This is a genomic window from Haloprofundus halophilus, from assembly GCF_003439925.1.
Classification (GTDB): Archaea; Halobacteriota; Halobacteria; order Halobacteriales; family Haloferacaceae; genus Haloprofundus; species Haloprofundus halophilus.
Genome location: NZ_QQRR01000001.1, coordinates 609,956 through 636,948, shown reverse-complemented (window position 1 = coordinate 636,948; position 26,993 = coordinate 609,956). Strand labels below are relative to the sequence as shown.

The following is a 26,993-nucleotide window of genomic DNA, read 5'->3' as shown; positions in this document are numbered from 1 at the left end:
TCTTCGAACCCTCCCGGCGAAGTCACGCCGCGCTTCGTCTCTATTCGCTACGCCTCGAACACCGCGCGGATCCGTCAGATTCGCGTTTCCGCCGCTCGTGCGAGCGAGATGGCGGTCGCTGCGGCGTCGAAAAAGAAAAGAATCGTCCGGTCGGCCGACGAGCCCTCGTCTCAGTGCGTCGCTTCTTCGAGCACGAGCGTGTCGTCTTCGAGGTAGTGCTCGATGTGGTGGGCGTCCTCTTCGACTTCGACCAGAATGGTCCGGAGTATCTCCTCGGTCGCCGGGTCGCCGAGGTTGCCGGCGAGCTGGATGTGCTCGCGCATGTCCTCGATGATGTCGCCGTACATCTCGAGGTCGTTTTCCAGCGAGGTACGGACGTCGTACACGTCCTCGCCCTCGAACTCGACGGTGGCGCGCTCCTCCTGGTTCGACGGACCGGCGACGGGGACGCCCCCGAGCGCCTGCGCGCGTTCGGCGATGAGGTCCGCACCTTCTTCGACGTGTTCGTACGCCTCCTCGAGGAAGCGGTGGAGTTCGAGGAACTCCGCGCCCTCGACGTTCCAGTGGTGCTTCTTCAGTTGGTGGTAGAGAACGTACGCGTTGGCGAGGTCGGTGTTCAGCGCGTCGATTATCTGCTCGGCTTTGTCCTTCTCGATGCGGAGCGCCGTCTCCTCGACCTCGTCGGCGGGCTGACGGACGGTTTTCTGGGTACTCATAGCACTCCTTCGTACGGACGCCACCCACTTAAAAGTTGAGTCTACAAAAATCATTTTTTGGTTTTCCAAAAAATACTTTCCCTATGTGTCGTTAGTCCGTTCGTGTTGTGCGGAAGCTTCGCCCGGGTAGACAGTACTCGTAACCGGCGAGGGGAACGTCGGGTCGCGGTTCGTGTCCGTGGTCAAATCATCCGTCGAAAGCACCGACGAGTATCCACTGCTCGGTCGGTATCCTCGGGCCGAGTTCGTCGACTAACGCCCGTTCGCCTCGACGCAGCGATTCGGTCCGGTACCTCAACTCAGTCAGAAGAAACGGTGGGTCAGTCGCGTTGATACGCCGCGATAGATGCATATAGTTGGGTGTGTACTAGTAACATGCTGGTCGTTAACACAGTACGGCAGGCCGGCACACGGCGGCCACGAACGGCGCGGGTTCGTCATGGTCTCGCGCGGGTAGGGTCGTGGCCGCAGTTTCCTCTCCGTCGCGGGGGTCCAAAGGGAAACGCTCTTTTGACGCACGTGCGGAGACTCAGCATATGACTGACGGGGACGACGAGACGCCCACCGAGGCGCCCGACGAGGAGTCGGCCACCGACGCATCCTCCGAGATTACGCCCGAGAGCCTCGACGAGCGCCTCGACACCGCCGAGGAGAAACTCGACGCGGCGGAGACGGAGGCTGACCTCGACGAGGCCGAAGAGACGCTCGACATCATCGCCGCCGACCTCGAAGCAGCCGAGCTGCCCGAGCCGGACGACGAGGACGAGGAGAGCCCGCGAGAGGAGCTCGAGTCGCGGCTCTCGGACCTGCGAGACGACCTCGAATCCCAGCGCGGACCGTACGCCGAGGAGGTCGTCGAGAACGTCGAAGAGTCGAAGACGAAAATCGAGGATACGCGGTGGACCGACCGCGGTGAGGCCGAAGTCGCCGACGCCGTCGAGTCGTTCCTCGACACGGTCGCCGAAATCTTCGAGGAGGACGACGAAAGCGACGCCGTCGTCGACGCGGCCGTCTCCACCGGCGACGAGAGCGACCTCGTCTCGGCGCTCGACGCCGTCGCGAAGACGGTCGAGTCGGCGTCGCTCGACCCCGACGAGGACGAAGAGACCATCGCGTCGCTTCTCGAAGCCACCGAGACGCTCCAATCGGACCTCGAAGACGCCCAGGAGTGGGACGACCTGGAGACGCGCGAACAGCTCGAAGCCGAGGGGTTCTACGACGTACTCGGCCACTACAAGGACTACCCGCCGGAGTGGAGCGCACTGAAGGAGCACGAGAAGCGCGGTAACGTCGAGATGGTGCTGCTCGCGCTCGACAGTCTCCAGTCGGACTTCATGGAGGAACACTGTCTCGAAGCCATCACGCGGATGAACGACGCCCGCGCGTTCGACGCGATGCACCAGCGCGCACAGAAGCGCGACAAGCCGAGCATCAGGGCGCTCGGCAAGATGGGGTCGGGCGCGCTCGACGCCGTCGAGACGCTCGTCGACTACGTCGACACCGACAAGGACCCCGCACTGCAGAAGGTGACGTTCAAAGCGCTCGGCGAGATCGGCAGCGAGGAGGCGACGCAACCGCTGGCCGACAAACTCGTCATGGACAACGACCACGTCCGGCCGCACGCCGCGCGCGCGCTCGGCCTCATCGGCGACACCCGCGCCGTCGACCCGCTGACCGACACGCTCGAAGACGACGCGAGCCCGAACGTCCGCGCGAGCGCCGCGTGGGCGCTCCGCCAGATTGGCACCGAGAAGGCGCTGAAAACCGTCGCCGAGCACACCGACGACGACTCGTTCATCGTCCAACACGAAGTCGACCAGGCGAAGCAGTCGCTCGACACGACGACACCGACGGCGTAAGGAGACCTGATCTCTAATCTCAGTTTTTACGCGAGGAACGTCGAGAGGAACAGCAGCGCGAAGCCGAGTGCGATAGAGAAGCCGCCGACTCGGCCGAGCCACGTGTGTTCGCGGACCTCCTGCGGCGAGATGTCGACGGTGTAGCCGTTGAAATCGGGGTCGTACTCGACGTACGTCGGTTCCTGGAAGAACTCCATGAAGACGAGCGCGCCGCCGAGCGCGCCGAGGGCGTAGCCTGCCAGTTCGAGACCGGTTACGAGATTCACCGTGACCATGACAGTCTCACCGTCTGTCGAAGTCAAAAAAACACCGAAGCGAACGTTTATCCCCGGGGACGGGACCACCCCGTGTCGTGTCCCGTCGCCTCGCGGCCGTCTGCTGTCTGCTCGCCGTCTGTGCGGGAGTGGCGTCGCCAGCCCTCGCCGCGTCGACGCCCGACGCTCCGACGAACGGGTCTACGGCGACGAACGGCTCTGTGGCGCCGAACGGTCTTACGACGCCGAATGGTTCTACGGTGACGAACGGCTCCGCGCCGTCGAGCGACCCCTCCGGCCGCATCGTCGAACTCTACCCGAACCCCGTCCGCGACGGCGACGTCGGCGAGTTCGTCGTCGTCGAAACCGCGGGCGGAGAGAACTGGACGCTCTCCGACGGGGAGTCGACCGTCGCGGTCCCTTCGTCGCGCCGCGTCGCGCTCACGTCCGACCCGGAAGCCGCGCGGAATCTGACCGACGCGCCGGTCGTCGAAAGTGCGCTCTTACTGTCGAACGGTGGCGAGCGTCTCGTCCTCAGCCGCGACGGCCACGTCGTCGACGTGGTCGGCTACGACAGCGCGCCGAGCGGCGAGCGGTGGCTTCGCGACGCGGACCCCCACTGGCGACCGCGCGGCTTCGAACCTCGGTCGGTCCCCGAGACTGGGGCGGCCGACGCGACGACGTTCGTCCTCCCCGACGCTCCGCGGGTGCCCCTCGAAACGCTGCGCGACGCCGACGACAGGCTCCTGCTCGCGGGCTACACGTTCACCTCCGAACGCGCAGCGGCGGCGCTTCGCCGAGCGAACGACCGCGGCGTCGACGTTCGCGTCCTCGTGGAGGGCGGGCCGGTCGGCGGCGTCTCGAAGCGTCAGGCCCGCCTGCTCGACGGCCTCGCGGCCGAAGGTATCGACGTGCGCGTCGTCGACGGCGAACGCGCCCGCTACAGCTACCACCACGCCAAGTACGCCGTCGTCGACGACTCGGCGCTCGTGCTCACCGAAAACTGGAAACCCGGCGGCACAGGCGGCCGCGACAGCCGCGGGTGGGGCGTCCGCGTCGACGACGCCGAGACGGCCGACGAACTCGCAGCGGTGTTCGAGACGGACGCCGGCTGGCGCGACGCGAAACGGTGGTCCGAGTACCGCCGCAGCGCGACGTTCGTCGCCCCCGAGCCCGCGAGCGACTCGTACGCGAGCGAGTTCGACCCCCGTTCCGTCCGTGCCGAACGCGTGCGTCTGTTCACCGCCCCCGGGAACGCCGAAGATGCCGTCGTCGCCGAACTCGCCGAGGCCGAGGAGTCCATCGACGTGCTCCAACCGTCGGTCGGCGGTCCTCGTCAGCCGTTCGTCCGGGCGACGACGCGGGCCGCCGAGCGCGGCGTCAGAGTCCGTCTCCTCCTCTCCGGCGCGTGGTACGTCGAGGAGGAAAACCGCGTTGTCGCCGACCGACTGAACGAGTGGGCCGACAGCAGCGACGCGCCGCTCTCGGTTCGTCTCGCCGACCCGCGGGGACGGTACGGGAAGGTGCACGCGAAAGGCGTCGTCGTCGACGGCGAGACGGCGCTCGTCGGGAGTCTCAACTGGAACAACCACTCCGCGCGGGAGAACCGAGAGGTCGTCGTCGCCCTCGACGGCGAGGAGGCGGCGGGGTACTACGCGGAGGTGTTCGCGGCGGACTGGCGGGTCAGCGGCGACGGCGAGAGCCGACCGTTCCCCGTCGGCGTCGGCGTCGCAGTCGTCGCCGCGGCGGCGCTGGCCGTGGTCGTGGGGGCGAGAGAAATCGAGTTCGAGTAGCGGTCTCCTCAGTCCAGCGCGGCGGTGCTCGACAGTTCGTCGTCGATGTCGGCTTCGGCCATCTTCTCGACGAGGCTGTCGATGACTTCCTCGCGCATGCCCTTGACGAACTTGATGGAGCCGACGACGAGGTGACCGCCGCCGGAGACGCCGCCGCCTTTCACCTCGTCGTTGAGCTCGGCGACCATCTGCGGGATGTCGAGGCGGACGCCGTCGGAACGGAGCACGGCGAAGTCCGGCCCGTAGCCGATGGTGATGACGGGCTCGCCCGTCTCTCGAACCTTGCGGTCGTGGAGTTCACCCGTCGTCTTGCCGGGTGCGGGGTAGGTGAAGCGGTGCGCGAAGTTGTCGAGGTCGACCGTATAGAGGTGGACGTCGCTCTTCAGGCGCTCGTGTTCGACGTGGTCCTCGACGGCGTCGAGTTGGACGTCGACGTCGCGCTCGGCGCGCGCCGAGAGGAACTCGACGAGTTCGCGGTGGCGCTCGTCGTCGTCGCAGCCGACGTTGAGCACGTCGTTGACAAGCGCTTTGCCCTCGCTGTAGCGCAGCCAGTGGGCCGCGTAGTCGAGCGCCTCGCCGATGTCACCGAGGTCCTCGCGGTCGTAGCCCTGCTCTTCGGCGAGCTCGACGAACTCGTCCATCACCTCGGCCTTCGAGCGGTCAGCGAGTCCGGCGACGGCGGGAACGTGGCGGAGTTCGTCGGTGATGTCGGGGTCGATCATCCGAGCTAGTTCGACGCACATCATCCCGGTGGTGATGCGGTAGTCCTCGTCGTACAGGTAGGGGTTGACGTGGGCGTCGAGCAGCGGTTCGACCGCCTCCGGGTCGGGGTGGTGGTGGTCGACGACGGCGATGGGCATGTCGTAGTGCGCGAGGTTCTGGTAGGCGGGAACGTCCTCCTCGGTGCTGCCGTTGTCGAGCATCAACAGGAGAGGGAGCATCTGGCCGTGGCGGGCCTGGCCTTCGAGCGCGAAGTTGAGGTCGCGCGTCACGTCCTCCATCTCGTAGAACGGCGCTTTGCTCGGCAGGCGTTTGAACAGGTGGAGGGGAGCGTCGGGGTTCTCGTGAACCTCGGCGATGAAGTTCTCCAGCGCGAACTGCACCGGAATCGACGCGCACATGCCGTCGCCGTCGGCGTGATGGCGGACGCGAATCGGGCGGCCCTCCAGCACGGTCCGGCGCAGCAGGCGGGCCACGTCGCGGAGGTCGTCGCGGAGTTTCTCGAACGCGGGCCACTCGACGAGCGGCTCGACGGTGTGCGGTTCCGCTCGCTCGGCCATCGCGTCGTCGAGGCGGTCGCCGACGGTCTCGGCGCGTTCGCCGTCGAGCGCGGCGAGCGAGGAGACCTCGACCTGCATCGTCCCGTCGTGGGTCTCGACGCGGCCGTCGATGCGCACGAGGTCGTCGAGTTCGACGTCGGGGTACGCGCGGACGCCGGCCTCGTCGAAGGCGGCGCAGGAGACGATTCCCGTGTCGTCGGTGACGTGGAAGATGGTCGGGCCGCCGGTCTGTTTTATCTGCGCGATTCGGCCTTCGATGGTCGCGTCGGTACCCGTCGAGAGCGAGGCGATGGACGTGATGTCGGGCTCGTGGTCGACGGTCTCCGTTCGGTAGTCGTCGACGTCGGCCTCCTCGAAGGCGATGTCGCCGTTCTCCTTTATCTCGACGAGTTCGACGACGAGGCTGTCACCGACGTCGTACTCGGCGTCGAGGTTCGACTCGTGGACGAGTCCGGAGACGCTGTCGGAGATGTCGACGAAGACGCCGTAGTCGACGACGCCGTTGACGACGGCGTGGTAGCGTGCGCCCGCTTCCACGTCCGCGACGGTGCAATCGGGAGCGAGATCGTAGACGACGGGTCTCGAATCGGACCCTGCGCCGGAATCTCCGGCGGTGTCATCGGTCATGGGCGTGCTACGTGGGGGTCCCGCCTTAAGCTTTACATCCTGTCCCGACGGGACCGCTCTCGACCCGGACGGCGACCCTTCCGGAACCCTTAGAAGGCGACGGGTAGCACTGTCTGCTATGCGGCTCTTCCGGTCGAGTGAGATTCTCGGGATCGCCGCCGAGACGCTCGAATTCGCCCTCGAAGCCTCCGAAGAGACACACCCGAACGAGTACATGGGGTTCCTTCGGGGCGAGGACGCCCGCGACCTCGGGCTGGACCGCGACGGCACCGTCATCACCGACGTGCTGGTGATTCCGGGGACGGAGTCGAACCCGGTGAGCGCGACGGTCAAGACGAGTATGGTCCCCAACGACAGACACGCCGTCGGGTCGGTTCACTCACACCCCAACGGCGTGCTCCGCCCGAGCGACGCCGACCTCGCGACGTTCGGCAGCGGCGACGCTCACATCATCATCGGCGCACCGTACGGGCGGAACGACTGGCGCGCGTTCGACCGGGAGGGCAAGCGTCGGAAACTCGACGTGCTCGACGTCGAGCTGCCGGACGACGAGGCGTTTTTCGACTTCACACAGGAAGACATCGACCGGGAACTCTCCGAGGACTCATGATAGACGAGGCTTTCGACGCATGACGACGGTAATCGCACAGGGCACGTTCGACCTGCTCCACCCGGGGCACGTTCACTATCTCACCGAGGCCGCCTCGATGGGCGACGAACTCCACGTCATCGTCGCCCGAGGCGACAACGTCACCCACAAGGAGAAACCGGTTCTCTCGGACCGTCAGCGCCGCGACTTGGTCGCCGCGCTCGGCGTCGTCGACGAGGCGCATCTCGGCCACCGCGAGGATATCTTCGTCCCCATCGAGGAGATTCAACCGGACCTCATCGTCCTCGGCTACGACCAACACCACGACGAGGCGGCCATCGAGTCGGCGCTGACCGCCCGCGGTATCGACTGCGCCGTCGAACGCGCGTCCGCGAGAGAGCCGAAGTATCCCGACGAACTGCTCTCGACGGGCGACATCATCGAACGAATCCTCGCACGGCGCGGTTGCTGACACCGGGTTCTCTCGACTCGCTCAGACGGGGTACCGGTCGCCGTCGGCCTCTTCGAGTATCTTTTCGACGGTCTCCCAGTGGTGACGGACCTTGTCGGTCGGTCGGTACCGCGCCCCGTACCCTTCGCTGACCGGTTCGAGGATATCGTTTTCGACGAGCACGTCGAGGTGGTGGCGCACGGTCTTGTAGTCGAGGTGGAGGTCGGCGGCGAACTGGTTGGCGTTGCGGGGTTCGTCGTCGGCAGCGACGAGGAGCCGAAGTCGGTTGTCGCCGCCGCGCGTGCTCGTCAGCACGTACCAGAGGACGGACTCCATCACCGAATGAGAGTTCACCGACCGACCTAAACACATCGCCGGAACATACAGGCTGTGCGAGTTGCTCGCACTCTCCCGCGAGCGTCTCCGCCGTCGACTCCCGTCGTCGACGCGGTGACTCACCGACTCCCGTCGTCGACGTGGTGACGCACCGACTCACGTCGTCGACGCGGTGACGCGCCAACTCACGTGGTGAACAGTTCGGTCTCGTCGGGTATCGAGAACAGCCCCATCCGGACGCCGGCGTCGAGCCAGCCGTATCCGTACGAGAACGAGGCGAGCGCGTTCACCCAGTCGTCGGCCTCGCGGAAGTGGCGGCCGTCGTCGAGGTACGACTCGGCCATCTCCCGGCAGTCGTCGGCCATCGCCGACAGCGGCGTTCCCTCGGGCGGGAGCGCCTCGGCCTCGTCGAGGGCGTCGGCCAGCATCCGCTCGTAGCGCGTCGTCTTCTCTTTGAGGTCCGCAGCCATACCGATGGATGCGCGCGTCGTCGCCTAAGCGTTCCCCTGTCGCATCGACCGGCTCGTCTCCGGACCGACTTGCGCCGCCCGCGTCGAACAGCACAAATTAAATACAAACCCGCGGCCAAGACACCCCAATGACAGACATCTCCGAAGAAGACGGATTCGTCGAACACCGGCGGCTCATCGTCGCCGGGACGGGTATCGCCGGCCTCACGGCCGCCATCTACGCGGCCCGGTCGAACAACGACCCGCTGGTGTTGGAGGGGTCCGAACCCGGCGGCCAACTGACGCTCACGACGGAAGTCGACAACTTCCCGGGCTTCCCCGAGGGTATCAGCGGCCCCGAGCTCGTCAACAACATGAAGTCGCAGGCGAAGCGCTTCGGCAGCGAAATCAAGAACGGCGTCGTCGCCGACGTCGACGACTCCCAGCGGCCGTTCCGCGTCGAACTCACCAACGGCGACGTGTACACGGCCGACGCGCTCATCGCCGCCTCCGGTGCGAGCGCCCGGACGCTCGGCATCCCCGGCGAGGACGAACTGATGGGCTACGGGCTCTCGACCTGTGCGACCTGCGACGGCGCGTTCTTCCGCGACGAGAAGATCGTCGTCGTCGGCGGCGGCGACGCCGCGATGGAGGAGGCGTCCTTTCTCACGAAGTTCGCGTCGACGGTGTACCTCGTCCACCGCCGCGAGGAGTTCCGCGCGGAGGACTACTGGATCGACCGCGTGATGGAGCAGGTCGAAGACGGCGACATCGAACTCGTGCTCAACACCGAGGTGACGGAACTGCACGGGTCGCCCGAGGCGGGCGTCGACACCGTGACGATGGTTCGACACCCCGAGGGCCACCCGACCGACCGCCTCGACGACCCCGAAACCGACGAGTTCGAGTTCGAGGCGGGCGCGGTGTTCTACGCCATCGGTCACACGCCGAACACCGAGTACCTCGAAAACACGGGCGTGCAGATGGACCCCGAGGGCTACCTCAAGACGAAAGGCGGCTTCGAGGGCGGTCAGACCGAGACGGACGTCCCCGGCATCTTCGGCGCGGGCGACGTCGTCGACTTCCACTACCAGCAGGCCATCACCGCCGGCGGGATGGGCTGTAAGGCCGCCATCGACGCCGACGACTACCTCGAAGGCCTCGAACGCGGCGGGGCCGAGACGACCGAGGCGGCGGCCGCAGAGTCCGACGACTGAGTCGCGTTCGAGGTCGTTCGGACGGACAGCTCTCGCTCGATACTGTCGAGACACGGTAAGGCGAGACGAGCGGTCGCCGACGACGAGCAGACGGCGATTCACCGTCGCCCGTCGTTCGACCCTTCGGTCTGTTCTCTCACTCGACACCGGGGAACCACTCGAACGATTCGAGGGTGACGAGATACGCGTCGACGGTGTCGAGGTAGCGAATCGCGTACTCGGTTGGATAGTACCCCGACGCGGCGAACTCCTCGGGGGTGCTGATGGGCGCGCGGACATCTCTGGGTTTACCCTCCAGATACTCGGTCGTGACCATCGGCTCGACGAACGTGAGTTCACCTTCGTCGCCGCCGTCGGGGTTGTACGCGCCCCAGACAAGTGTGTGAGTGAACCGCTCTCCCTGGAACTCCCGCGCCATCGGGCTGACGAGGTGTTCGCCCATACCGGGGACGATCTCGCGCGGTGCGCCGAGTGCGTCGGCGGTTACGTAGCCCGGCGGCATCTGAGCGTCCGGAATCGTGTACTCCGCGACACCGGGTCCGATGGCTTCGACGTCGTCCTCCTCCATGAGGTAGAAGTGGATGTCGAAGTGGGGGAGACCGTAAATCTCCACGGGCTGGTGGCCCATCGGCGTCCAGTCGAGACCCAAGTACGTGAAGTTCGTCCCGGGAGTCCGCGGGAAGTGCAGGTGGAGCATCTGCGGTTCCTCGGGGAGCGTTTCGAGCGTGTCAGCGGTGATAAACACCCCGAGCGCACCCGTCCGCCCGTGCCGGTCAGGAAGTGCGAACGTCGCAACGCGGCCGCCGCCGAGTGTCCCCATCTCGCCGAGGCCGAACCTTCCCATAGACCGCCCGTTTCCGTTTGCTCCGGTAGCCGCGGCGGTACCGCTGGCCATCGTCGCGAGGGCCCCGGTACCTATCGCCTTGAGGACCGCCCGACGCGGCCATCCGTACTCCCGTCCCGGTAATCGTTCGCCGAACACTGGTAACGTAGCTATCCCTCTCTCGGTCGATCTGTCGGACGACATTTCTTCACCAACAATCGTGTACGTTGTACGTCGATATAGAGATTTGTTCACACTATTCATGCGCGAATGTCACGAATACAGGAACGGTCCGTCCAACCAGGAGCGGTTCACACGACGGTCTAGAGTCTCTTGGAGAAACGGCGGGAACCCGTCTCCGACCGGCGTCACCCGCATCGATACCCACAGACCCTTTAGTACGTATCGCCCACTCCCCCTATGGTCGAAACCGAGACGTACACCATCGAAGGACCCGACGGCGACACAGACGCCGTCGAACTGCCCGCCGGTCTCGTCGACGTACTCTCCGAACAGGGCGAGCAACCGACCGAGGTCGTCGGCGACATCCTGCTTCTGTCGTTCGTCCAGCGCGCGCACGCCATCGTCCACCACTCGGAGGGCGAGACGCCGCAGGACCTCGTGGAGATAAACGAGAAAGGCGAAGAACTGTTCGAGGAACGCTTCGGCATGACGCTCGCCGAGGCGACGGGCCACTCGCACTGAGCGACTCCCGCGTCGTCGACGGACCGACGCCGGCGGAACGCGAGCGGCCGTCTCGAACGGTCGCAACCGACCGTCGTTTCGGGCGAGTAGGCGCGGTAATACCAGTTTTCGACTCGACTTAACCCGGAAAACCGGCCGACTGAGTCGACGTTCACCGTCTCTCACCGTTCGCGCTCGGCGAAGTGTCTTGTGACCGAAATGTTCGCGGAAGTACGAACTATAACTAATCCTATCGCAGTCGCATCTTTGGGTGCGATGAGCTATACAACGACGAGCGGCGGACGGTACGCGGGGTGGCGAGGATGCTAGCCGAACTCGCAAACGCGACGGCGGCAGTTCCCTTGCAGTCCGGCGGGTTCTTGGAACTCGCGGTGCTGTTCATCATTCTCGCCATCGTCGCCTACGTGGTCGGTGCGCGGGGCATCGCGGGCGTCACGATGGAGATCGCCCGCATCCTGATCCTCGTGTTCATCGTCCTGGCGATCCTGTCGTTCTTACTGTAGCGACTCGTACCCATTTTTTACGTCGCCGTCCTCGGAGCGACAGCACTGCCCGAGCCGGTTCCCTCGTCCGCGAACGCGTAGCATCGGTAGTCGCTTGCCGTCTACGTAGCTGTTTTGTCGCCGGCGTGTTATCAGGTGTCATGCACCCCCGCGCACAGGCGTTCGCCGAACGCGCCGCCGAGTCACACGGCCTCGACGTGACCGTTCGCGAGTTCCCCGAAGGGACGAAAACCGCCGCCGACGCCGCCGACGCCGTCGGCTGCGAAGTCGGTCAGATCGCCAGCAGCCTCGTGTTCGCCGTCGAAGGCGACGACGGAGCCGTGTCGCTCGTCGTCGCGATTACCAGCGGCGCGAACCGAGTCAGCGAGGACGCGCTCGCCGCAGAGCTGGGCGTCGCACCGGATGCCATCTCGATGGCCGACCCGGAACTGATTCGGGAGCGAGTCGGCTGGGCTATCGGCGGCGTGCCGCCGTTCTGTCACGACTCCGACATCCGAACGTTCATCGACCCCTCGCTTCTGGAGTACGAGACCGTCTGGGCGGCCGCCGGTACGCCCAGTGCCGTCTTCGCGCTCACGCCGGAGTCGCTCCGCGAGCACGCGAACGCCACCGTCGTCGACGTCACCCGCGGTTAGAGCTAACACGAAGTTATATATTGTAGTAGGCAAAATAGAGAATTAGATATGTCTAATTCAGGGTGGTCGAGCGATGGGTAATCCCGCCGTGCTCGGCCAGGCCGGACTCTCGACGGAACTGTTCGATATCTTCCTCGCGTCGGTCCGCGACGGTTTCGTTCAAGTCAGCGCGTTCGTCGCCATAACCGTTCTAGCGTTCAGCTACATCCAGTACCGCACGAACGGACGGTTGATAGCGCGACTCGAATCGGAGGAGAAGTACCAACCGCTCGTCGGCGCGATGATGGGGTTGACTCCGGGCTGTGGCGGCGCTATCGTGATGATGCCACTGTACGTCCGCGGAAGCGTCTCCTTCGGTACCGTCGTTGCGACGCTCATCGCGACGGCCGGGGACTCCGCGTTCATCATCCTCGTGCTCGCGCCCGAAGCGGCGCTGTACGCCTACGGACTCGCCTTCGTCTCGGCGGTCGCCTTCGGCTACGGCATCGACCGCTTCGGGATGGGCGTCGACCGCATCGACCGAGCGGTGGCCCGCGTCGGTCGCACGGTGACCGACGGCGGCGTCGCCTCCCCCGCAGTCGGCAGCCAGGTGCACCACTACGAGGACGCGCAGGGCTGCGAGGTCGACGACACCGTCAGCGACGCGCCGTTTCTCCGCCGTCTGAGCCAAGCCGCACTCGCGGTCTGGTGGGTCGCAGCGATAGGCGGACTCGTCGCCGGCGTAGTTTACCTCTTCCGCGGTGCGCCGGACGTACCGATGGTCGCCGGCGCCACCTTCGCGGGCGCGTTCACCGTCTTCGGACTCGTGGGGACGACGCTCTCCTTTTACCTGTACTTCGTCGGCCGTCGGTACATCGGACACGGTCACGTCGGCCGGGCCCGCGACACGTTCGGCAACGTCTACGAGACGCTGACGCACGCGGCCATGGAGACGTCGTTCGTCACCGTCTGGGTTCTCGCGGCCTACCTGCTGTACGAGTACGGTATCCTCGTGACTGGTGTCGACTTGCAGCTGTTCGCCGCCGCGGCGGGCGTTCTCGCACCCATCGGCGCGGCGCTCGTCGGCCTGATTCCCGGCTGTGGACCGCAGATTCTGCTCGCGACGGCGTACGCCGAGGGCGCGATTCCGTTCTCGGCGCTGACGGCCAACGCCATCAGTCAGGACGGCGACGCGCTGTTCCCGCTCCTCGCCATCGACAAGAAAGCCGCCGTCGTCGCCAGCATCTACACGACGGTTCCGGCGCTCGTCGTCGGTATTGCGCTCCACGTCGCGTTCGGACCGCAGTTCGGATTCGGGGTGCTGTGAGTGCGGCGTCCGAGAAACCCACTTCCGTCCGGGAGGCGTAACACGGGCCGATGAGCGCCCCCGACGTCGACAGTTCCGACGACTCCGAGGACACCGTACGCGTGTGGCTCGTCGAACGAACGTACTCCGACGACGAACAGAACATCGTCATCCTCGTCTACGCGACCCCCGACGGGTCGCGGTATCTCCGTAAGGAGCGCGCGCTCACGAGTTTCGGCGACGTGCGCGACACCACCGCCGCCGTCAACGCGAGACCCGGGAGTGTTGGCCGCGTCGACGACGCCGACACCCGGGAGGCGTACGCGGCCGAAGCGACGCGGATGCGCGAGAAACACGACCCGGACGACCTCATCTGATTCTGTCCGCCGCCGCTCGCCGGCGTCGCTCCCCGACGTTCAAATACGAAGACGGAACCATCCCGTACCGTGACGTGACCGTCGCCGCGAGTCGGACGAGGCGGGAGCGCGGCCGCCCGCTCGCGGGCACCACGACTCGACGCGGCCGCCTGTTCGCCACAGATTCGCCTCCGACCGAGCGTTGAGGTGTTTCCCACCCGTATGCGACTCCATGGGACATCTGTCGCCGACCTTCGAAGGAGACACTGTCGTCGTAACGGGCGCGAGTTCCGGAATCGGACGAGCCGTCGCGCTCGCGTTCGCCGACGCCGGGGCCACCGTGTTGAACGCTGACGTGCGCGAGGGACCGAAGGACCTCGACGAATCCACACCGACGCACGAACTCGCCCGGGAACGCGGCGTCGCCGCCGAGTTCCTCGAGTGCGACGTGAGCGACCCCGCCGAACTGGAGGCCGTCGTCGAGCGCGCCCGCGAGTACGGTGGTGTCGACGTGATGGTCAACAACGCGGGAATCCACGTCAGCAAGCGGTTCCGCGACGTCCGACCCGAGGAGCTACGGCGCGTCCACGAGGTGAACACCTACGGGGCGTTTTTCGGCACGCAGCTCGCCGCCGAGGAGATGATCTCGCGCGGCGAGGGCGGCGTCGTCGTCAACACCGCCTCGACGACGATGGGCGTCGCCGAGTGGGAACACTCCCACTACGCGACGACGAAAGGCGCGATTCGGATGCTCACCCGGAGCGCGGCGCTCGAACTCGCCCGACACGACGTGCGCGTCAACGCCGTCGCGCCCGGTCCCGTCGCCACCGAGATAACCGAGGGGTGGTCCGAGCGCGCCCGCGAGATCGGGCCGGAGAGCGACGCGACCGACCAGCCGACGCTCCCCCTCCGCGCGGCGACGCCCGACGAGCTCCCCGGCGCGTACCTGTTCTTGGCCAGCGACGACGCTTCGTTCGTCACCGGTGAGACGGTGTGGGTCGACGGCGGCGACCACGTCTGCTGAGTGAACGCACGGTCGACCGAGCGCTCGTCTCGCTCGTCGAATCTTCACCGTCGTCTGTGAGTGACACGTCGAACCACGTGAGCGAACACACACCCGAACTTATGCGCCGAGGCCGGGTAGTAGGATGTGATGGGAGCGCTATCTGAACTGTTCGCGCCGGGACGCATCGCCGTCGTCGGCGCGACTGCGCGTGAAGGGTCCATCGGCCGCGCCATCACGCAGAACCTCGTCGACGACTACGACGGCGAGGTCGTGCCGGTGAACCCGAACTACGACGAGGTGCTCGGACTCCCGTGCGTCGACTCCGTCGGCGAGAGCGACGCCGACCTCGCGGTGGTCGTCGTGCCGCCGCAGATCGCCGTCGACGCCGTCCGAGACGCCGGAGAGAGCGGCGTGAACAACGTCGTCGTCATCACCGCCGGGTTCGGCGAAACCGGTAGTGAGGGCGCAGCCCGCGAACGCGAACTTCGCGAGGCGGCCGAGCAGTACGACATCAACCTCGTCGGACCGAACAGCCTCGGAATCATGAGCACACCGAACGGGATGAACGCCACGTTCGGCCCCGACAACGCCCTCGAAGGCGACCTCTCCTTCATGAGCCAGTCGGGCGCGTTCATCACTGCCGTTTTGGACTGGGCCAACGACGAGGGCGTCGGCTTCAAAGACGTCGTCTCGCTCGGCAACAAAGCCGTGTTGGACGAGACCGACTTCGTCGCCGAGTGGGGCGACGACCCCGACACCGACGTCGTCATCGGCTACCTCGAAGGCATCGAGGAGGGCCGAGAGTTCATCGACACCGCCCGCGAGGTGACGCAGAGTACGCCGATTCTGCTCGTCAAATCGGGGAAGACCGACGCCGGCGCGCAAGCCGCGTCGTCGCACACCGGGACCATCGCCGGCTCCGACCGCGCCTACGAAGCCGGACTGGAGCAGGCGGGCGTGCTGCGCGCGTCGTCGCCGCAGGAGCTGTTCGACGCGGCGCAGATGCTCGCCAACCAGCCGCTGCCGGAGTCGAAGAACATCGCCGTCATCACGAACGCCGGCGGCCCCGGCGTGATGGCGACCGACGCCGTCGGCGAATCGGGGCTGAAGATGGCGACGTTCTCCGACGAGACGCTCGACGCCTTCGGCGAGAAGTTGCCCGAGGAGGGGAACATCTACAACCCGGTCGACGTGGTCGGCGACGCCGACATCGACCGCTTCCGCGACGCCCTCGACGTCGCGCTCGCCGACGAGAACGTCGGTTGCGCGCTCGTGCTCTCGGCACCCACCGCGGTGCTCGACTACGGCGAACTCGCCGAAGCGACGGTCGAACTCCGCGAGAAACACGGCAAACCGGTCGCCGCCTGCTTCATGGGCGGCGAGCGCGTCGACGCCGCCGAGAGCGTCCTGCGCGAAGCGGGCATCCCGAACTACTTCGACCCCGCCCGCGCCGTCGAGAGCCTCGACGCCCTCGGCGAGTACAGCGACATCCGCAAGCGCGAGTACGACGACCCCGTCGAGTTCGACGTCGACCGCGAGCACGTCCGGTCGATACTCGAAGCGGCGGCCGACCGCGGCGACACCCGCATCGGCGTCGAAGCGATGGATCTCTTGGACGCCTACGGCATCCCGATTCCGGCGGGCGACATCGTCGACAGCCCCGAGGACGCCGTCACGGCCGCTCAGGAGATCGACGGCGACGTCGTGATGAAGATCGTCAGCCCGGATATCCTCCACAAGTCCGACATCGGGGGTGTCAAGGTGGGCGTCGAAGACGGAGAGGTGTTCGACGCCTACGAGGACCTCGTCACGCGGGCGCGGAACTATCAGCCGGACGCGACGATTCTCGGCGTCCAGGTCCAGGAGATGGTGAACCTCGACGACGGCGTCGAGACCATCGTCGGCATGAACCGCGACCCGCAGTTCGGTCCGCTGTTGATGTTCGGTCTCGGCGGCATCTTCGTCGAGATTCTGGAGGACACGACGTTCCGCGTCGCGCCCGTCTCCGAGAGCGAAGCACGCGAGATGACCGACGAGATTCAGACCGCGCCGCTGCTGCGCGGCGCGCGCGGCCGCGACCCCGTGGACCGCGACGCCATCGTCGAGACCATCCAGCGGCTCTCGCAGCTCGTCTCGGACTTCCCGGCCATCCTCGAACTCGACATCAACCCGCTCGTCGCACTGCCCGAAGAGGGCGACGAGACGGGCGTACAGGCGGTCGACGTGCGACTGACCATCGACCCGGACCAACTATAAGCGACCACGAAACCCTCACACACTCATGACCGAAACCCTACTGGTGACCTCGACGCAGGACAGTACCGGAAAGACGGCGGTGACGCTCGCGCTCGGCTTGCTCGCGCAGGACCGCGGCCTCTCTGTCGGCTACATGAAGCCGAAGGGGACGCGACTGCAGAGCAACGTCGGCAAGACGCTCGACGAGGACCCGATGCTCGCGCGGGAACTGCTCGGCACCGACGCCGAGATGCACGAGATGGAACCCATCGTCTACTCGCCGACGTTCATCCAGGGCGCGGTTCGCGGCCGGGAGAGCGGCGAGGACCTCGCCGAGATCGTCCGCGAGTACTACGACGTGCTCTCGGCCGACACCGATCTGATGCTCGTCGAAGGCGGCGGCAAACACACCACCGGCGGCATCGTCGACCTCACCGACCCCGAAATCGCCGACCTGCTCGACGCGAAGGTGCTTCTCGTCGCCGACTACGCGACGCCCGCGGACCTCGACGACGTGCTCGCCGCCGTCGACGACGTGCGCGACGAAGGCGACGACCGACTCGCCGGCGTGCTGTTCAATCGCGTCGGCGACGCCGCCTACGACGAACTGGAGACGGAAGTCGTCTCCTTCCTCGAAAGCCGCGACGTGCCCGTCCTGGGCGTCGTCCCGCGCGAGCGCGAACTCGCCGGTATCTCCGTCGCCGACCTCGCCGACGAACTCGGCGCGGAACTCGTCACCGACGCGCCGACCGACGCCTACGTCGAACGCTTCCTCGTCGGCGCGATGGGCGCGGACGAGGCGCTCCGTTACTTCCGCCGGACGAAGGACGCCGCCGTCATCACCGGCGGCGACCGCGCGGACGTCCAGACCGCCGCGCTCCAGGCACCCGGCGTGAAGTGTCTCGTCCTCACCGGCGGCCACCGACCCTCGGGAGCGGTCGTCGGCCGCGCCGAGTCCGAGGGCGTCCCGGTGCTCGTGCTCAACGCGGACACGCTGTCGGCCATCGACCGCACCGAGGAGATAATTCGCGGCGGTCGCACGCGCGACGAGCGGACCGTCGAACTGATGCGCGAACTGCTGTTCGAGCACGCCGACGTCGACGCGCTCGTCCCGGCGGCGGCCGACGACGAGACCGACGCCGAGTAGTCGTCGCCGACCCCTCCGGATTCGGTCGGTACGACACCTTTTTCCACCGTTACGACGCCCGGTGTGTCGCCTCGTCTGCCGACTCCGGTGCGACGGCGGGTGTCGCCCTGTCGTGTTCGCGTCGATATTCCCTCACTCACCGATTTGTGCGAACCGTACGCTGATTTCGCACACTTATTACAACTAACCTAATCTGATTAGGTTAATGTACTTAGTCAGCTCAATCGAAAGTGTGTCCGTTCGGCACGAAGGGACGTTCGCCGTCGGGAGGCGGCGCGTCTCGGCCGACGTTATCGACACCAACGATGGACGAAACACCGACGCTCGAAAGACGGACCGTACTGAAACTGACCGGCGCGGCATCGCTGCTCCCCTTCGCGGGTCGGGCGCGGGCGGGGACGCTCGGTTCGCTCGTCGACGACACCTTGGATACGGCGAGCGACGCGCTACAGGAGGTACTCGTCGTCTTCGAGTCGAACGACGACGTGGGTCTGCTCGACTCGCTGGAGCTCGTCGACGGCTACCACGAGTTCTCGGTGCTCCCGGTGGGCTTTAGCCGACTGACGGGGGCGCAGATAGCGACCGTCGCCGACTGGGACGAAGTTCGCTACGTCGAAGCGAACCGCGACCTCGAATACTTCAACGACGACGGCCGCGAGGTGACTCGGGCGGCCGAGGTCCAGAGCGACCTCGGCTACGCCGGCGAGAACGCCCACGTCGTCGTCATCGACAGCGGCATCGACGGCGACCATCCCGACCTGGCGGCGAACCTCGACGCGAACTACCAGTGGGTCGGCGACCCCCTGGGACTCACCGGCACCGAGACGCTGTGGCTCGACGCGGGCGCGTTGGACACCGACGAGATCGGACACGGCACCCACTGTTCGGGCACCGTCGCCGGCGACGGCAGCGCGAGCGACGGCCAGTACAAGGGGATGGCACCGGCGGCGACGCTCACCTCCTACTCGACGAGCGCGGGCCTCTCGATTCTCAAGGCGGCGGCGGCGTTCGACCACATGCTCGAAAACGGCGACGGCTCGACGTACCAGGTCGTCTCGAACTCCTACGGCGCGTCGAGTACCGACGACTTCGACCCGAACGCGACGCTCAACGTCGCCTCGTGGTACGCCTACCAAGCGGACATCCTCCCGGTGTTCGCCGCAGGCAACTCCGGACCGGGGTACGACACGCTGAACGACTACGCGAAGGCGCCGCACGTCCTCGGCGTCGCCGCGACGAACGACCGAAAGGAAGTCACCGACTTCTCCTCGCGCGGCCGCGACGACGGCAGCAACTACGACCGCGAGACGGCGCTGTCGAACCTGGCGACGTACTACGAGTCCGGCGAAGCGTCGGGACCGCTCGGTATCTACCGGACCGGCGTCGCCGCGCCCGGAAACGAGATCGTGAGCACGATGTCGCCGGACGACCCGCTGGGGGCGACGACGGTCGACGACGGCGAACTGTACTACGCGAGCATCAGCGGGACGAGCATGGCCTGTCCGCACGTCTCGGGTATCGCCGCCTTGGTCGTCGACGCCCACGTCGCCGCGCAGGGGAGTCGACCCACGGCCCGCGAACTGCTGGCGACGGTCGAAGCCGAAGCCGAGGACGCGCTATCGAGCTACGAACCGGCCAGCGCCGGCGCCGGATTCGTCGACGCCTACGACGCCGTCGAGCGAGCGGAGGGCGGCGACCTCGCCACCCTCGACGAGACGACGCTCGTCTGACCGCCACGCCGACCGTAGGGACCGAACCCCGCGGGTCGCCTCGAACGCTGTGGCGCCGGCCGTCGACCGCGGACGGTCTCTCGGGGGCGACTCAGGTCGGGTTCCGCCGACCCCGACGTTCGGCGACGGTCGACGGCGCCCCCCTCGCCGTCGTCGCCCGCGACGACCGGCGGACGATATCGGCTCAGTGATTGAACGGGCCGCTTATTGTCTCGGCGACAGAACGGAGACCAATGCAGCGACAAGGTGTCGACGAGGATGCGTCGGCGCTGCTCGACAGCGCCATCGACACGCTCACCGACGTATTTTTTCTGTTCGATCTCGACGGTCGGTTCCTGCAGTGGAACAGTCGGCTGCGGGAGGTGACCGGATACAGCGACGACGAGATAGAACAGATGATACCGTTGGACTTCATCGCACCTGAGGACCGCTCGGCTATCACGGAGGCGATCGTTCGCGTCGTCGAGACGGGCAAGGCCCAGGAGGAGGCGTCGCTTCTCACCTCCGAGGACGAGCGCATCCCCTACGAGTTCACGGGCGCGTTGCTCCACGACGAGGACGGCGACCCCGTCGGCGTCTCGGGTATCGGCCGCGACATCACCGAGCGGAAGCGCCGCATCGAGGCGCTCCAGCGACAGACCAGTCGCGTCGAGACGCTGAACCGGATCAACGCCGTCATCCGAGAAGTCAACGAGGCGCTCGTCCGGACGTCGACCCGCGAGGAGATAGAGCGAGAGGTCTGTACTCACCTCGCCGGGGAACGACCGTACCGCTTCGCGTGGATCGGCGAGCGCGGCTACGACGGCGAGTCGGTCCTCGCCCGAACGTGGGCCAGCGGCCGCGGCTTCGACGACGCGACGCCCGAGGAGGTCGACGCCGAGGGGAAGATGGCGCTGGCAGCGGTCGAGACCGGTGAGGTCTGCGTCGCCGACGCCGTCGACGACGACGCGTTCGACCCGGAGTCGACGGCCGCCGAGCGCGGACTCGACTCGGCCGCGGCGGTTCCGCTCGTCTACCGGGACGCGAGTTACGGGGTGCTCTGCCTATACGCGACTCGCTCGGCGGCGTTCGAGGAGGACGAAATCGCGGTGCTGCGAGAACTCGGCGAGACCATCGGATACGCGATAAACGCCGCCGAGAAGCGGAACGCGCTCGTCAGCGACTCGGTCGTCGAACTCAAGTTCGACGTGACCGTCCCCGGACCGTTCTTTCTCACCGTCGCCGCCGACGCTGACGCCTCGGTCTCCATCGAGGGCGTCGTCACGGCCGACGACGGCTCGCTCTCGGAGTTCGTCGCCGTCGAGGGAGCGGACTCGGCGACCGTCGTCGAGGCCGCCCGCGAGGCCGACGGCGACGCCGTCGTCGTCGCCGAGTACGACGACGAGGCGGTCCTCCGGCTGACGCCGCCGGACGCCACGGTCGCGTCCGTCGTCGCCGACCTCGGCGGCGTCCTGAGGGAGGCGCACGCCGACGGCGAGGACGGCTCTATGACCGTCGAACTCCCGGCGGTCGCCGACGTTCGCTCCGTCGTCACGGCGCTTCGAGACCGGTACCCCAACGTTTCGCTCCGCGCCCAGCGCGAACGCGAGCGCACGAACGGCCGCGGCGTCGAGTTCCGCGACGCGCTCGACGAAGCGCTGACCGAACGGCAGAAGGAGGTGCTGGAGACGGCGTTTCTCGCCGGGTTCTTCGAGTGGCCCCGCGGGAGCACGGCGGAGGAAGTCGCCGAGGCGCTCGGCGTGTCGCCGCCGACGTTCCACGAGCATCTCCGCCGCAGCCAAGGGAAACTGCTCACCGCCTACTTCGACGGCATCTCGCAGAACGTCGACTGACCTAACCGGTTAGGCGGCTCACTTTTTATCGTTCGACGGTTTCGTCGAACTGCCTGGGTTCCCCACAGACCCGGCAAAGGTGAGACACCCGCGAGCGTTTCGATTCGTCGGAGACACCCGTCGTCTCGAAGTCGGCACGGACCGTGTCTGACCCGCACGGTCGAGTGCCGCCGCTTCCGCTTTCGCGCTCGCGTTCTGACTTCCCTTCGCTCGGCAACCCCCCATCCCCCCCTCAGCCGAGCGAAATCATCCCTTTTACCGTTTCGCCGGCCTGGACGCGCCGGAACGCCTCGTCGACGTCGTCGAGAGCCATCTCGAAGTCGATTATCCCCTCTACGTCGACCTGCTCGCTCGCCAGCAGCTCGATGGCCGTCGGGTAGGTGTGGCGGTAACGGAACGACCCCAGCAGGTCGAGTTCGTTGTCGATGATGTCGTTGGTGTCGAAGGGGACGACGCCGTCGGCGGCGAGACCGACGAGGACGACGGTGCCGCCGCGACGAACCACGTCGAGCGTGCCCCCGATGGCCTGCTCCGCACCCGACGCCTCGACGACCACGTCGGCGAAGCGCCCGCCAGTCGCCTCCTCGACGGCGTCGACGGGGTTCTCTTCGGCGACGTTCACGACCGTCGCGCCGCGTTCGCGCGCCCGTTCGAGCTTCGAGGGCAGGACGTCGGCAACGACAATCGGCTCTGCGCCCGCGACGCGGGCGACCTCCATCGCCAACAGCCCGATGGGACCGCAACCGGAGATGTAGACGGCGTCGCCGAGTCCGATGCCCGCGCGGCGACAGACGTGGATGCCGACCGACAGCGGTTCGATGAGCGCGCCCGCCCGCAGCGACACCGACTCGGGGAGTCGGTACGCGTAGTCGGCGGGCCAGGCGACGTACTCGGCGAACGCGCCGTCGTCCGGCGGCGTCGCCATGAACTGGACGTTCGGACAGAGGTTGTACTCGTTCGCGCGACAGAACTCGCAATCGTCGCGCCCGCAGGGGACGCCCGGTTCGAGCGTCACCCGGTCGCCGACGCCGAGGTCGTCGACCGCCGAACCGACCTCGACCACCTCGCCGGCGCTCTCGTGACCGAGCACCAGCGGCGAGTCGACGACGTAGTCGCCGATGCGTCCGTGTTCGTAGTAGTGAACGTCCGACCCGCAGATGCCGACCGACCGCATCCTGACCAACACCTCGTCGTCCTCGGGTTCGGGGCGGTCACGCTCCGCTATCTGTAACTGGAGGTCCTCGGAGAGTACAGCCGTGCGCATAACTGACATACTGCCGGCGAGTGGATAAACCCCGCGAGGTACTGGTGATGGCGGTAGCTCTTTGGAGCGTCGACGAGACGTCGAGACGATGCCCTCCCTCGCCATCGAAACCGACGACTTGCGGAAACGCTACGGCCGAGAGACGGCCGTCGCCGGCCCGACTCCGATGTAAATCACCGTTTGAACGTCGTCGGAGTCGGCTGCCGGCAGCCGATTTTACACCGCTTTACACGCCGTACACGGTCGGCGTCGTCGCCCGCGCGCTCTCGACTGTCTCGACTCTGACGCGCGGCTAAACGACCTCTCCCACGTCGTTCGCCCGACGACGACATCGAACCGAGTCGATAGGCGCTCAGTCTTCCGTTTCTGGAGGGCGTAGAGGCTCGCGTACCCGAGAACAGGCGCTCATTAACTAAGGACACTCGTGTCTACTGACCGTACATGGGATTCGAATGGGTGGCGTACTTCGAGTGCAGCGCGTGCGGAACGGCCGAACGAGCGGACGTCATCGAATACGACTGCTTCGGATACGCGGTGTGTCCGGCGTGCGGTCACGAGACGGGTCCGCTCGCGAGCGCGAACGTCAACTCGAACGCGAGCGCCGACGGCGACAGTCGGACGGCGTCGTAGTTTAGTCGCGGGCGTCCAACGGGGGGTATGGGCTGGACCAGAGCCGAGACGACCGAGCGACTCACCGAGTGGAAACGTGCCGACGGATGGGCGACGATTCGCCTGCGGGAGACGGGCGCGGGCCGGTGGGTCGTTCGCCTCGACCGACTCGAACAGGCCCCGGAGGGGCGGACGTACCGCCGCGAATCCGTCGAGACGCGCGACGCGGCGCTCGAACTCGTCGAGGAGTGGCGAGAGACGTTCGACGCGCCGGAGCGGTGAACGACCCTCCGCCGACCGTCGGTACCGTCACCGTCCGAGCACGCCGAGTCGTCGCGCTCGGTGTCGCCGCCGTCGCGTGTCGAAGACGGTTTACTCGCGGCGGCCGACGGTGAGACGATGAGACCGAACGAGACGGTCGGACTGTTCTTCCTCGTCGTGGCGCTGGTGTCGGTCGTTCTCGCGGCGCTCCCGGTCGCCTCGTGGTGGCCGCTGTCGCAGCCGATTCCCATCCTCGCGTGGGCGGTCATCGGCCTGCTCATTCTCGGCTTCGAGCGGCGGAACCGGCGAAAGAGTCGATGAGGTGTCGTCCGCACCGGACGCCGCAGTCGGCTACGGTACGGCGGACGACCCCAGCCAGTGTGCGACGACCAGTCCGACGTTGCCCCAGTCGTACAGCAGCCAGAGGCCGAGAAGGAGTGCGAGCGCGCCGCTGACCCGGTACCAGAGGACGCCCAGTTCGCTCAACTCCGAGTCGCTTGTCACCGACAGCCAGTGACGCATCTTGAACATCGTCTGCGGTCGGGCGACGCCGAGTACACCGACGGCGACGGCGTAGAGACCGACGAAGATTCCTAGCGGATCGAGGGCTCCGAGGACCATAAAACTCGATTTTATCGGGCGAAAATAACAGCTTCGGTGGACCGGGTACGAACGCGCGAGGAGTTCGCCGTCGCTCGGCTACTGCACTACTGCAACCGCTTCGTCGTCTCGATGAGCGGGTGGCGGGCGTAGTCGACGATGTCGATGTCGTCGATGGAGGAGAGCCCCTCTTTCTCGGCGGTGCGCTGCATCCCGAGTTCCACCACGTCGTCGACGACGATGACGTAGGCGTCCATCTCGTCCATCTCCGAGCGGGCGGCGGCGAGCACGCGGTGGTGGCCGTCGGCCAGAAGCAGCGTCCCGTCGTTGTCGATGACGACGAGGGGTTCGGCGAGGCCACGTTCGAGTTCGTACCGGCGGCCTTCGAGTTCGTCGGCGTAGACGCGCCCCTGCGTGGGGATGAGCGACGAGATGGAGATCAGTCGGCGCTCCTCGTGGACCGGCACGTCGTGAATCTGTTCGAGCGTCCGCATCAGTTTCCCCACCTTCTCGGGCGTCGCGCGCTCGATTTGGCTCCTGATGACGTCGGTGTTCGAGATGATGCCGACGAGGTTGCCCGCGTCGTCGACGACGGGGAGTTTCTGGATGCCGGACCGGAGGATGACGCGGGCGGCGTCGGTGAGTTTCATCTCCGGGTGCGCGACGATGATGTCGTCGGTCATCACGGTGAAGATGGGCGCGTCGCCGTCGGCCATCAGGATATCGCGGGCGTTGACGAACCCCTCGACCTTCCGGCCGTTGCAGACGGGAAAGCCGTTGTGGCCGTCGCTCTCGACGATTCGGCGGGCGACGTCGGCGACGGTGTCGTCCGGCGAGACCGTCGACACCTCTCGGGTCATGTACTCCTTCACCGTGGCGTTCCCGGACATGCTGGAGGGTACGCGAGCGGGCGGCAAAAAGCGTGGTGTCGCCCTTGTCGAGCCGTACCGACGCTCAGCTCAGTTCCGCTCGTCGATGGGAAACTCCAGCGTCAGCTCTTCGGTATCGCCGACGCCGAGGGAGGGCGCGGTGTCGAGCGTCTCGAAGAACCGACCGCTGACGATACCGCGGACCACTTCGGTTAACGGCTCCTTGGCGTCGTCTTCGACGTTCTCGAGGATGCCGAGCGGGAGCTGCGCGCCCGCCATGTCGGCGTGACCGCCGGCGCTGCCGATCTGTCCGAGGGCGTCTCTGAGCGTCTCGCCGAGGTCGATGTCCGTGCCGCGAGCGCGCCCGGAGACGTAGACTGTTCCGCCCTCGAAGCCGTAGACGAGAGAGACCTCTACCCCCTCCATGTCGAGCAGTCGCTCGGCGGCCTGCGCGAGCGCGTCGCGGTCGGTTATCTTGCCGACGCAGGAGGCGAGCGCCGTGCCGCGAACCTCGCGGTTGCGGATAGCGCGGGCGATGGTCTCGAACACGTCGGCGCTCATGCTCGGCGTCTCGACGCGCTCGAGAACCGAAGCGTCGACGCGCTCGAGCAGGTACGCCGTCGCCTCGAAGTCCATCTTCGACACCTCTCGGGTGAAGTCCTTCGTGTCGACGCGGATACCGTACAGCAGCGCCGTCGCGACCGTCCGGTCGAGGTCGCGGCCGAGTCGTTCGAGGTAGTCGGCCAACAGCGTGCTCGTCGCGCCCACCTCGCTTCTGAGGTCGACGAACCGCGCTTCGACGGGGGCCCGCGGCGGGTGGTGGTCGATGACGATGTCGACCAGCGTCTCGGGGTCGAGGCCGTCGTTGACGCCGGGGCGCGAGTGGTCGACGAGCGCGATACCGGCGTACGGTTCCAGGTCGTCGTTCGACTCCAGATTCCGGAGCTGGAGGTCCAGCAGGTTGACGAGCGCGCGGTTCTCCTGGTGCGATATCTCGCCGAAGTAGCACGCGTCGGCCTCGACGCCGACCGTCTCGGCGATCCGACAGAGCGCGACGGCGCTGGCGATGGCGTCGGGGTCGGGGTTGTCGTGGGTGACGACGGCGAGCGGACCGTCCAGTTCGCGCAGCACCGTGAGCAGTCTGCGGAGACGGCGGGCGGGTTCGTGGTCGACCATCCCGACGACGTGGTCTGTCAGCACCGACGTCGCGTCGACGACGCGGTCGGCGCTCGCGTGGAGTCGCTCGACGAACTCCGGGTCGGCGTCGACGCCCGCGTACGTCGTCACCTGCGCGTCCGGATACCGGCGACGCGCGCTCTCGACGGCGGCGAGATTTCGACCGGCGTCTTCACCGACGACGAGGATGAGTTCGGCCGTCGTCGGATAGCTCTCGGGGTTGGTCGGGTCGGCGTGTATCGCCCTGACGCCCTCCTCGCGCAACGACGTCACGCGCTCGGGGTCGTCGGTGATCACTTGAACGCGGCCGGAGCGCTCGGCGAGCATCTCGAGCATCGCGTGACCGACTGGGCCGCAGCCGAGCAGCAGCCACCTCACCATACCCG

General features: G+C 66.8%; 28 protein-coding genes. 18 read left to right on the top strand and 10 right to left on the bottom strand.

From position 1 onward, the window contains the following. Nucleotides 1–170 precede the first annotated feature (170 nt). A complete protein-coding gene (gene dpsA / locus DV709_RS03160) occupies nucleotides 171–716 on the bottom strand; it encodes a DNA starvation/stationary phase protection protein DpsA (RefSeq protein WP_117591689.1) in 546 nt (181 codons plus the stop codon). Between the two features lie 536 nt (nucleotides 717–1,252). On the opposite strand from dpsA, the gene DV709_RS03155 reads away from it, so the two are divergent. Continuing rightward, a complete protein-coding gene (locus DV709_RS03155) occupies nucleotides 1,253–2,575 on the top strand; it encodes a HEAT repeat domain-containing protein (RefSeq protein ID WP_117591686.1) in 1,323 nt (440 codons plus the stop codon). 26 nt (nucleotides 2,576–2,601) lie between these two features. Here the strand turns inward: DV709_RS03155 and DV709_RS03150 are convergent, their stop codons facing one another. Then, on the bottom strand, nucleotides 2,602–2,850 hold the full coding sequence (locus tag DV709_RS03150) for a hypothetical protein (RefSeq protein ID WP_117591684.1): 249 nt from the start codon (nucleotides 2,848–2,850) through the stop codon (nucleotides 2,602–2,604). A 77-nt stretch (nucleotides 2,851–2,927) separates the two neighbouring features. On the opposite strand from DV709_RS03150, the gene DV709_RS03145 reads away from it, so the two are divergent. Then, nucleotides 2,928–4,622, top strand: a complete 1,695-nt coding sequence (locus tag DV709_RS03145) for a phospholipase D-like domain-containing protein (RefSeq protein ID WP_117591682.1) — start codon at nucleotides 2,928–2,930, stop codon at nucleotides 4,620–4,622. Between the two features lie 8 nt (nucleotides 4,623–4,630). Here the strand turns inward: DV709_RS03145 and DV709_RS03140 are convergent, their stop codons facing one another. Continuing rightward, on the bottom strand, nucleotides 4,631–6,529 hold the full coding sequence (locus tag DV709_RS03140) for a DHH family phosphoesterase (RefSeq protein WP_117591680.1): 1,899 nt from the start codon (nucleotides 6,527–6,529) through the stop codon (nucleotides 4,631–4,633). A 118-nt stretch (nucleotides 6,530–6,647) separates the two neighbouring features. On the opposite strand from DV709_RS03140, the gene DV709_RS03135 reads away from it, so the two are divergent. Together DV709_RS03135 and DV709_RS03130 are read left to right on the top strand one after the other, a co-directional pair. After that, on the top strand, nucleotides 6,648–7,139 hold the full coding sequence (locus DV709_RS03135; RefSeq protein WP_117591678.1) for a Mov34/MPN/PAD-1 family protein: 492 nt from the start codon (nucleotides 6,648–6,650) through the stop codon (nucleotides 7,137–7,139). A 19-nt stretch (nucleotides 7,140–7,158) separates the two neighbouring features. Next, on the top strand, nucleotides 7,159–7,590 hold the full coding sequence (locus DV709_RS03130) for an adenylyltransferase/cytidyltransferase family protein (protein WP_117591676.1): 432 nt from the start codon (nucleotides 7,159–7,161) through the stop codon (nucleotides 7,588–7,590). 21 nt (nucleotides 7,591–7,611) lie between these two features. On the opposite strand, the gene DV709_RS03125 is transcribed toward DV709_RS03130, so the two are convergent. Together DV709_RS03125 and DV709_RS03120 are read right to left on the bottom strand one after the other, a co-directional pair. Continuing rightward, nucleotides 7,612–7,905, bottom strand: a complete 294-nt coding sequence (locus DV709_RS03125) for a winged helix-turn-helix domain-containing protein (protein WP_117591673.1) — start codon at nucleotides 7,903–7,905, stop codon at nucleotides 7,612–7,614. A 185-nt stretch (nucleotides 7,906–8,090) separates the two neighbouring features. Then, the gene (locus tag DV709_RS03120) at nucleotides 8,091–8,375 is read right to left on the bottom strand and encodes a DUF357 domain-containing protein (protein ID WP_117591671.1); all 285 of its coding nucleotides are present in this window, start codon (nucleotides 8,373–8,375) and stop codon (nucleotides 8,091–8,093) included. Nucleotides 8,376–8,503: 128 nt separating this feature from the next. Here DV709_RS03120 and DV709_RS03115 point away from each other — a divergent pair, with 128 nt between their 5' ends. Beyond that, complete coding sequence (locus DV709_RS03115) at nucleotides 8,504–9,571, top strand: NAD(P)/FAD-dependent oxidoreductase (protein ID WP_117591669.1); 1,068 nt, start codon at nucleotides 8,504–8,506, stop codon at nucleotides 9,569–9,571. Between the two features lie 136 nt (nucleotides 9,572–9,707). On the opposite strand, the gene DV709_RS03110 is transcribed toward DV709_RS03115, so the two are convergent. After that, nucleotides 9,708–10,415 carry a hypothetical protein gene (locus DV709_RS03110; protein ID WP_137048926.1) on the bottom strand — a complete coding sequence of 236 codons (708 nt, stop codon included), beginning with the start codon at nucleotides 10,413–10,415 and terminating at the stop codon, nucleotides 9,708–9,710. Nucleotides 10,416–10,814: 399 nt separating this feature from the next. On the opposite strand from DV709_RS03110, the gene DV709_RS03105 reads away from it, so the two are divergent. The 10 genes from DV709_RS03105 to DV709_RS03060 all read left to right on the top strand — a co-directional run bounded on the left by DV709_RS03105 (nucleotide 10,815) and on the right by DV709_RS03060 (nucleotide 21,828). Continuing rightward, on the top strand, nucleotides 10,815–11,099 hold the full coding sequence (locus DV709_RS03105) for a DUF7545 family protein (RefSeq protein WP_117591665.1): 285 nt from the start codon (nucleotides 10,815–10,817) through the stop codon (nucleotides 11,097–11,099). Nucleotides 11,100–11,401: 302 nt separating this feature from the next. Then, nucleotides 11,402–11,602 (top strand): DUF1328 domain-containing protein, encoded by a 201-nt coding sequence (locus tag DV709_RS03100; protein WP_117591663.1) that lies wholly within the window; start codon nucleotides 11,402–11,404, stop codon nucleotides 11,600–11,602. Between the two features lie 140 nt (nucleotides 11,603–11,742). Beyond that, a complete protein-coding gene (locus tag DV709_RS03095) occupies nucleotides 11,743–12,237 on the top strand; it encodes a YbaK/EbsC family protein (protein WP_117591661.1) in 495 nt (164 codons plus the stop codon). A 73-nt stretch (nucleotides 12,238–12,310) separates the two neighbouring features. Further along, a complete protein-coding gene (locus DV709_RS03090; RefSeq protein WP_117591658.1) occupies nucleotides 12,311–13,543 on the top strand; it encodes a putative manganese transporter in 1,233 nt (410 codons plus the stop codon). 50 nt (nucleotides 13,544–13,593) lie between these two features. After that, the gene (locus DV709_RS03085) at nucleotides 13,594–13,899 is read left to right on the top strand and encodes a hypothetical protein (RefSeq protein ID WP_117591656.1); all 306 of its coding nucleotides are present in this window, start codon (nucleotides 13,594–13,596) and stop codon (nucleotides 13,897–13,899) included. A gap of 211 nt (nucleotides 13,900–14,110) precedes the next feature. Beyond that, a complete protein-coding gene (locus DV709_RS03080) occupies nucleotides 14,111–14,902 on the top strand; it encodes an SDR family NAD(P)-dependent oxidoreductase (protein ID WP_117591654.1) in 792 nt (263 codons plus the stop codon). Nucleotides 14,903–15,031: 129 nt separating this feature from the next. Then, on the top strand, nucleotides 15,032–17,140 hold the full coding sequence (locus tag DV709_RS03075) for an acetate--CoA ligase family protein (RefSeq protein ID WP_117591652.1): 2,109 nt from the start codon (nucleotides 15,032–15,034) through the stop codon (nucleotides 17,138–17,140). 25 nt (nucleotides 17,141–17,165) lie between these two features. Beyond that, entirely contained in the window at nucleotides 17,166–18,266 is a 1,101-nt protein-coding gene (locus tag DV709_RS03070; RefSeq protein ID WP_117591650.1) for a phosphotransacetylase family protein, read from the top strand. Between the two features lie 305 nt (nucleotides 18,267–18,571). Next, a complete protein-coding gene (locus DV709_RS03065; RefSeq protein ID WP_117591648.1) occupies nucleotides 18,572–19,996 on the top strand; it encodes a S8 family peptidase in 1,425 nt (474 codons plus the stop codon). Between the two features lie 233 nt (nucleotides 19,997–20,229). Then, on the top strand, nucleotides 20,230–21,828 hold the full coding sequence (locus DV709_RS03060; protein WP_117591646.1) for a bacterio-opsin activator domain-containing protein: 1,599 nt from the start codon (nucleotides 20,230–20,232) through the stop codon (nucleotides 21,826–21,828). 232 nt (nucleotides 21,829–22,060) lie between these two features. On the opposite strand, the gene DV709_RS03055 is transcribed toward DV709_RS03060, so the two are convergent. Next, nucleotides 22,061–23,092, bottom strand: coding sequence for an NAD(P)-dependent alcohol dehydrogenase (locus DV709_RS03055; protein WP_117591644.1), 1,032 nt, complete (start codon nucleotides 23,090–23,092; stop codon nucleotides 22,061–22,063). A 441-nt stretch (nucleotides 23,093–23,533) separates the two neighbouring features. Between DV709_RS03055 and DV709_RS03050 the strand changes: the two genes are divergently transcribed. From DV709_RS03050 to DV709_RS03040, 3 genes are all read left to right on the top strand, one after another. Beyond that, nucleotides 23,534–23,722, top strand: coding sequence for a hypothetical protein (locus DV709_RS03050; RefSeq protein WP_117591642.1), 189 nt, complete (start codon nucleotides 23,534–23,536; stop codon nucleotides 23,720–23,722). Nucleotides 23,723–23,749: 27 nt separating this feature from the next. Further along, nucleotides 23,750–23,983: a DUF7543 family protein gene (locus DV709_RS03045; protein WP_117591640.1), complete on the top strand. Its 234-nt coding sequence runs from the start codon at nucleotides 23,750–23,752 to the stop codon at nucleotides 23,981–23,983. 117 nt (nucleotides 23,984–24,100) lie between these two features. Beyond that, a complete protein-coding gene (locus DV709_RS03040) occupies nucleotides 24,101–24,283 on the top strand; it encodes a hypothetical protein (RefSeq protein ID WP_157972632.1) in 183 nt (60 codons plus the stop codon). Between the two features lie 30 nt (nucleotides 24,284–24,313). On the opposite strand, the gene DV709_RS03035 is transcribed toward DV709_RS03040, so the two are convergent. The 3 genes from DV709_RS03035 to DV709_RS03025 all read right to left on the bottom strand — a co-directional run bounded on the left by DV709_RS03035 (nucleotide 24,314) and on the right by DV709_RS03025 (nucleotide 26,988). Beyond that, nucleotides 24,314–24,583, bottom strand: coding sequence for a hypothetical protein (locus tag DV709_RS03035; RefSeq protein WP_117591636.1), 270 nt, complete (start codon nucleotides 24,581–24,583; stop codon nucleotides 24,314–24,316). 86 nt (nucleotides 24,584–24,669) lie between these two features. Further along, nucleotides 24,670–25,452 carry a CBS domain-containing protein gene (locus DV709_RS03030; protein WP_117591634.1) on the bottom strand — a complete coding sequence of 261 codons (783 nt, stop codon included), beginning with the start codon at nucleotides 25,450–25,452 and terminating at the stop codon, nucleotides 24,670–24,672. A 69-nt stretch (nucleotides 25,453–25,521) separates the two neighbouring features. Beyond that, a complete protein-coding gene (locus tag DV709_RS03025) occupies nucleotides 25,522–26,988 on the bottom strand; it encodes a DHH family phosphoesterase (RefSeq protein WP_117591632.1) in 1,467 nt (488 codons plus the stop codon). Nucleotides 26,989–26,993 lie beyond the last annotated feature (5 nt).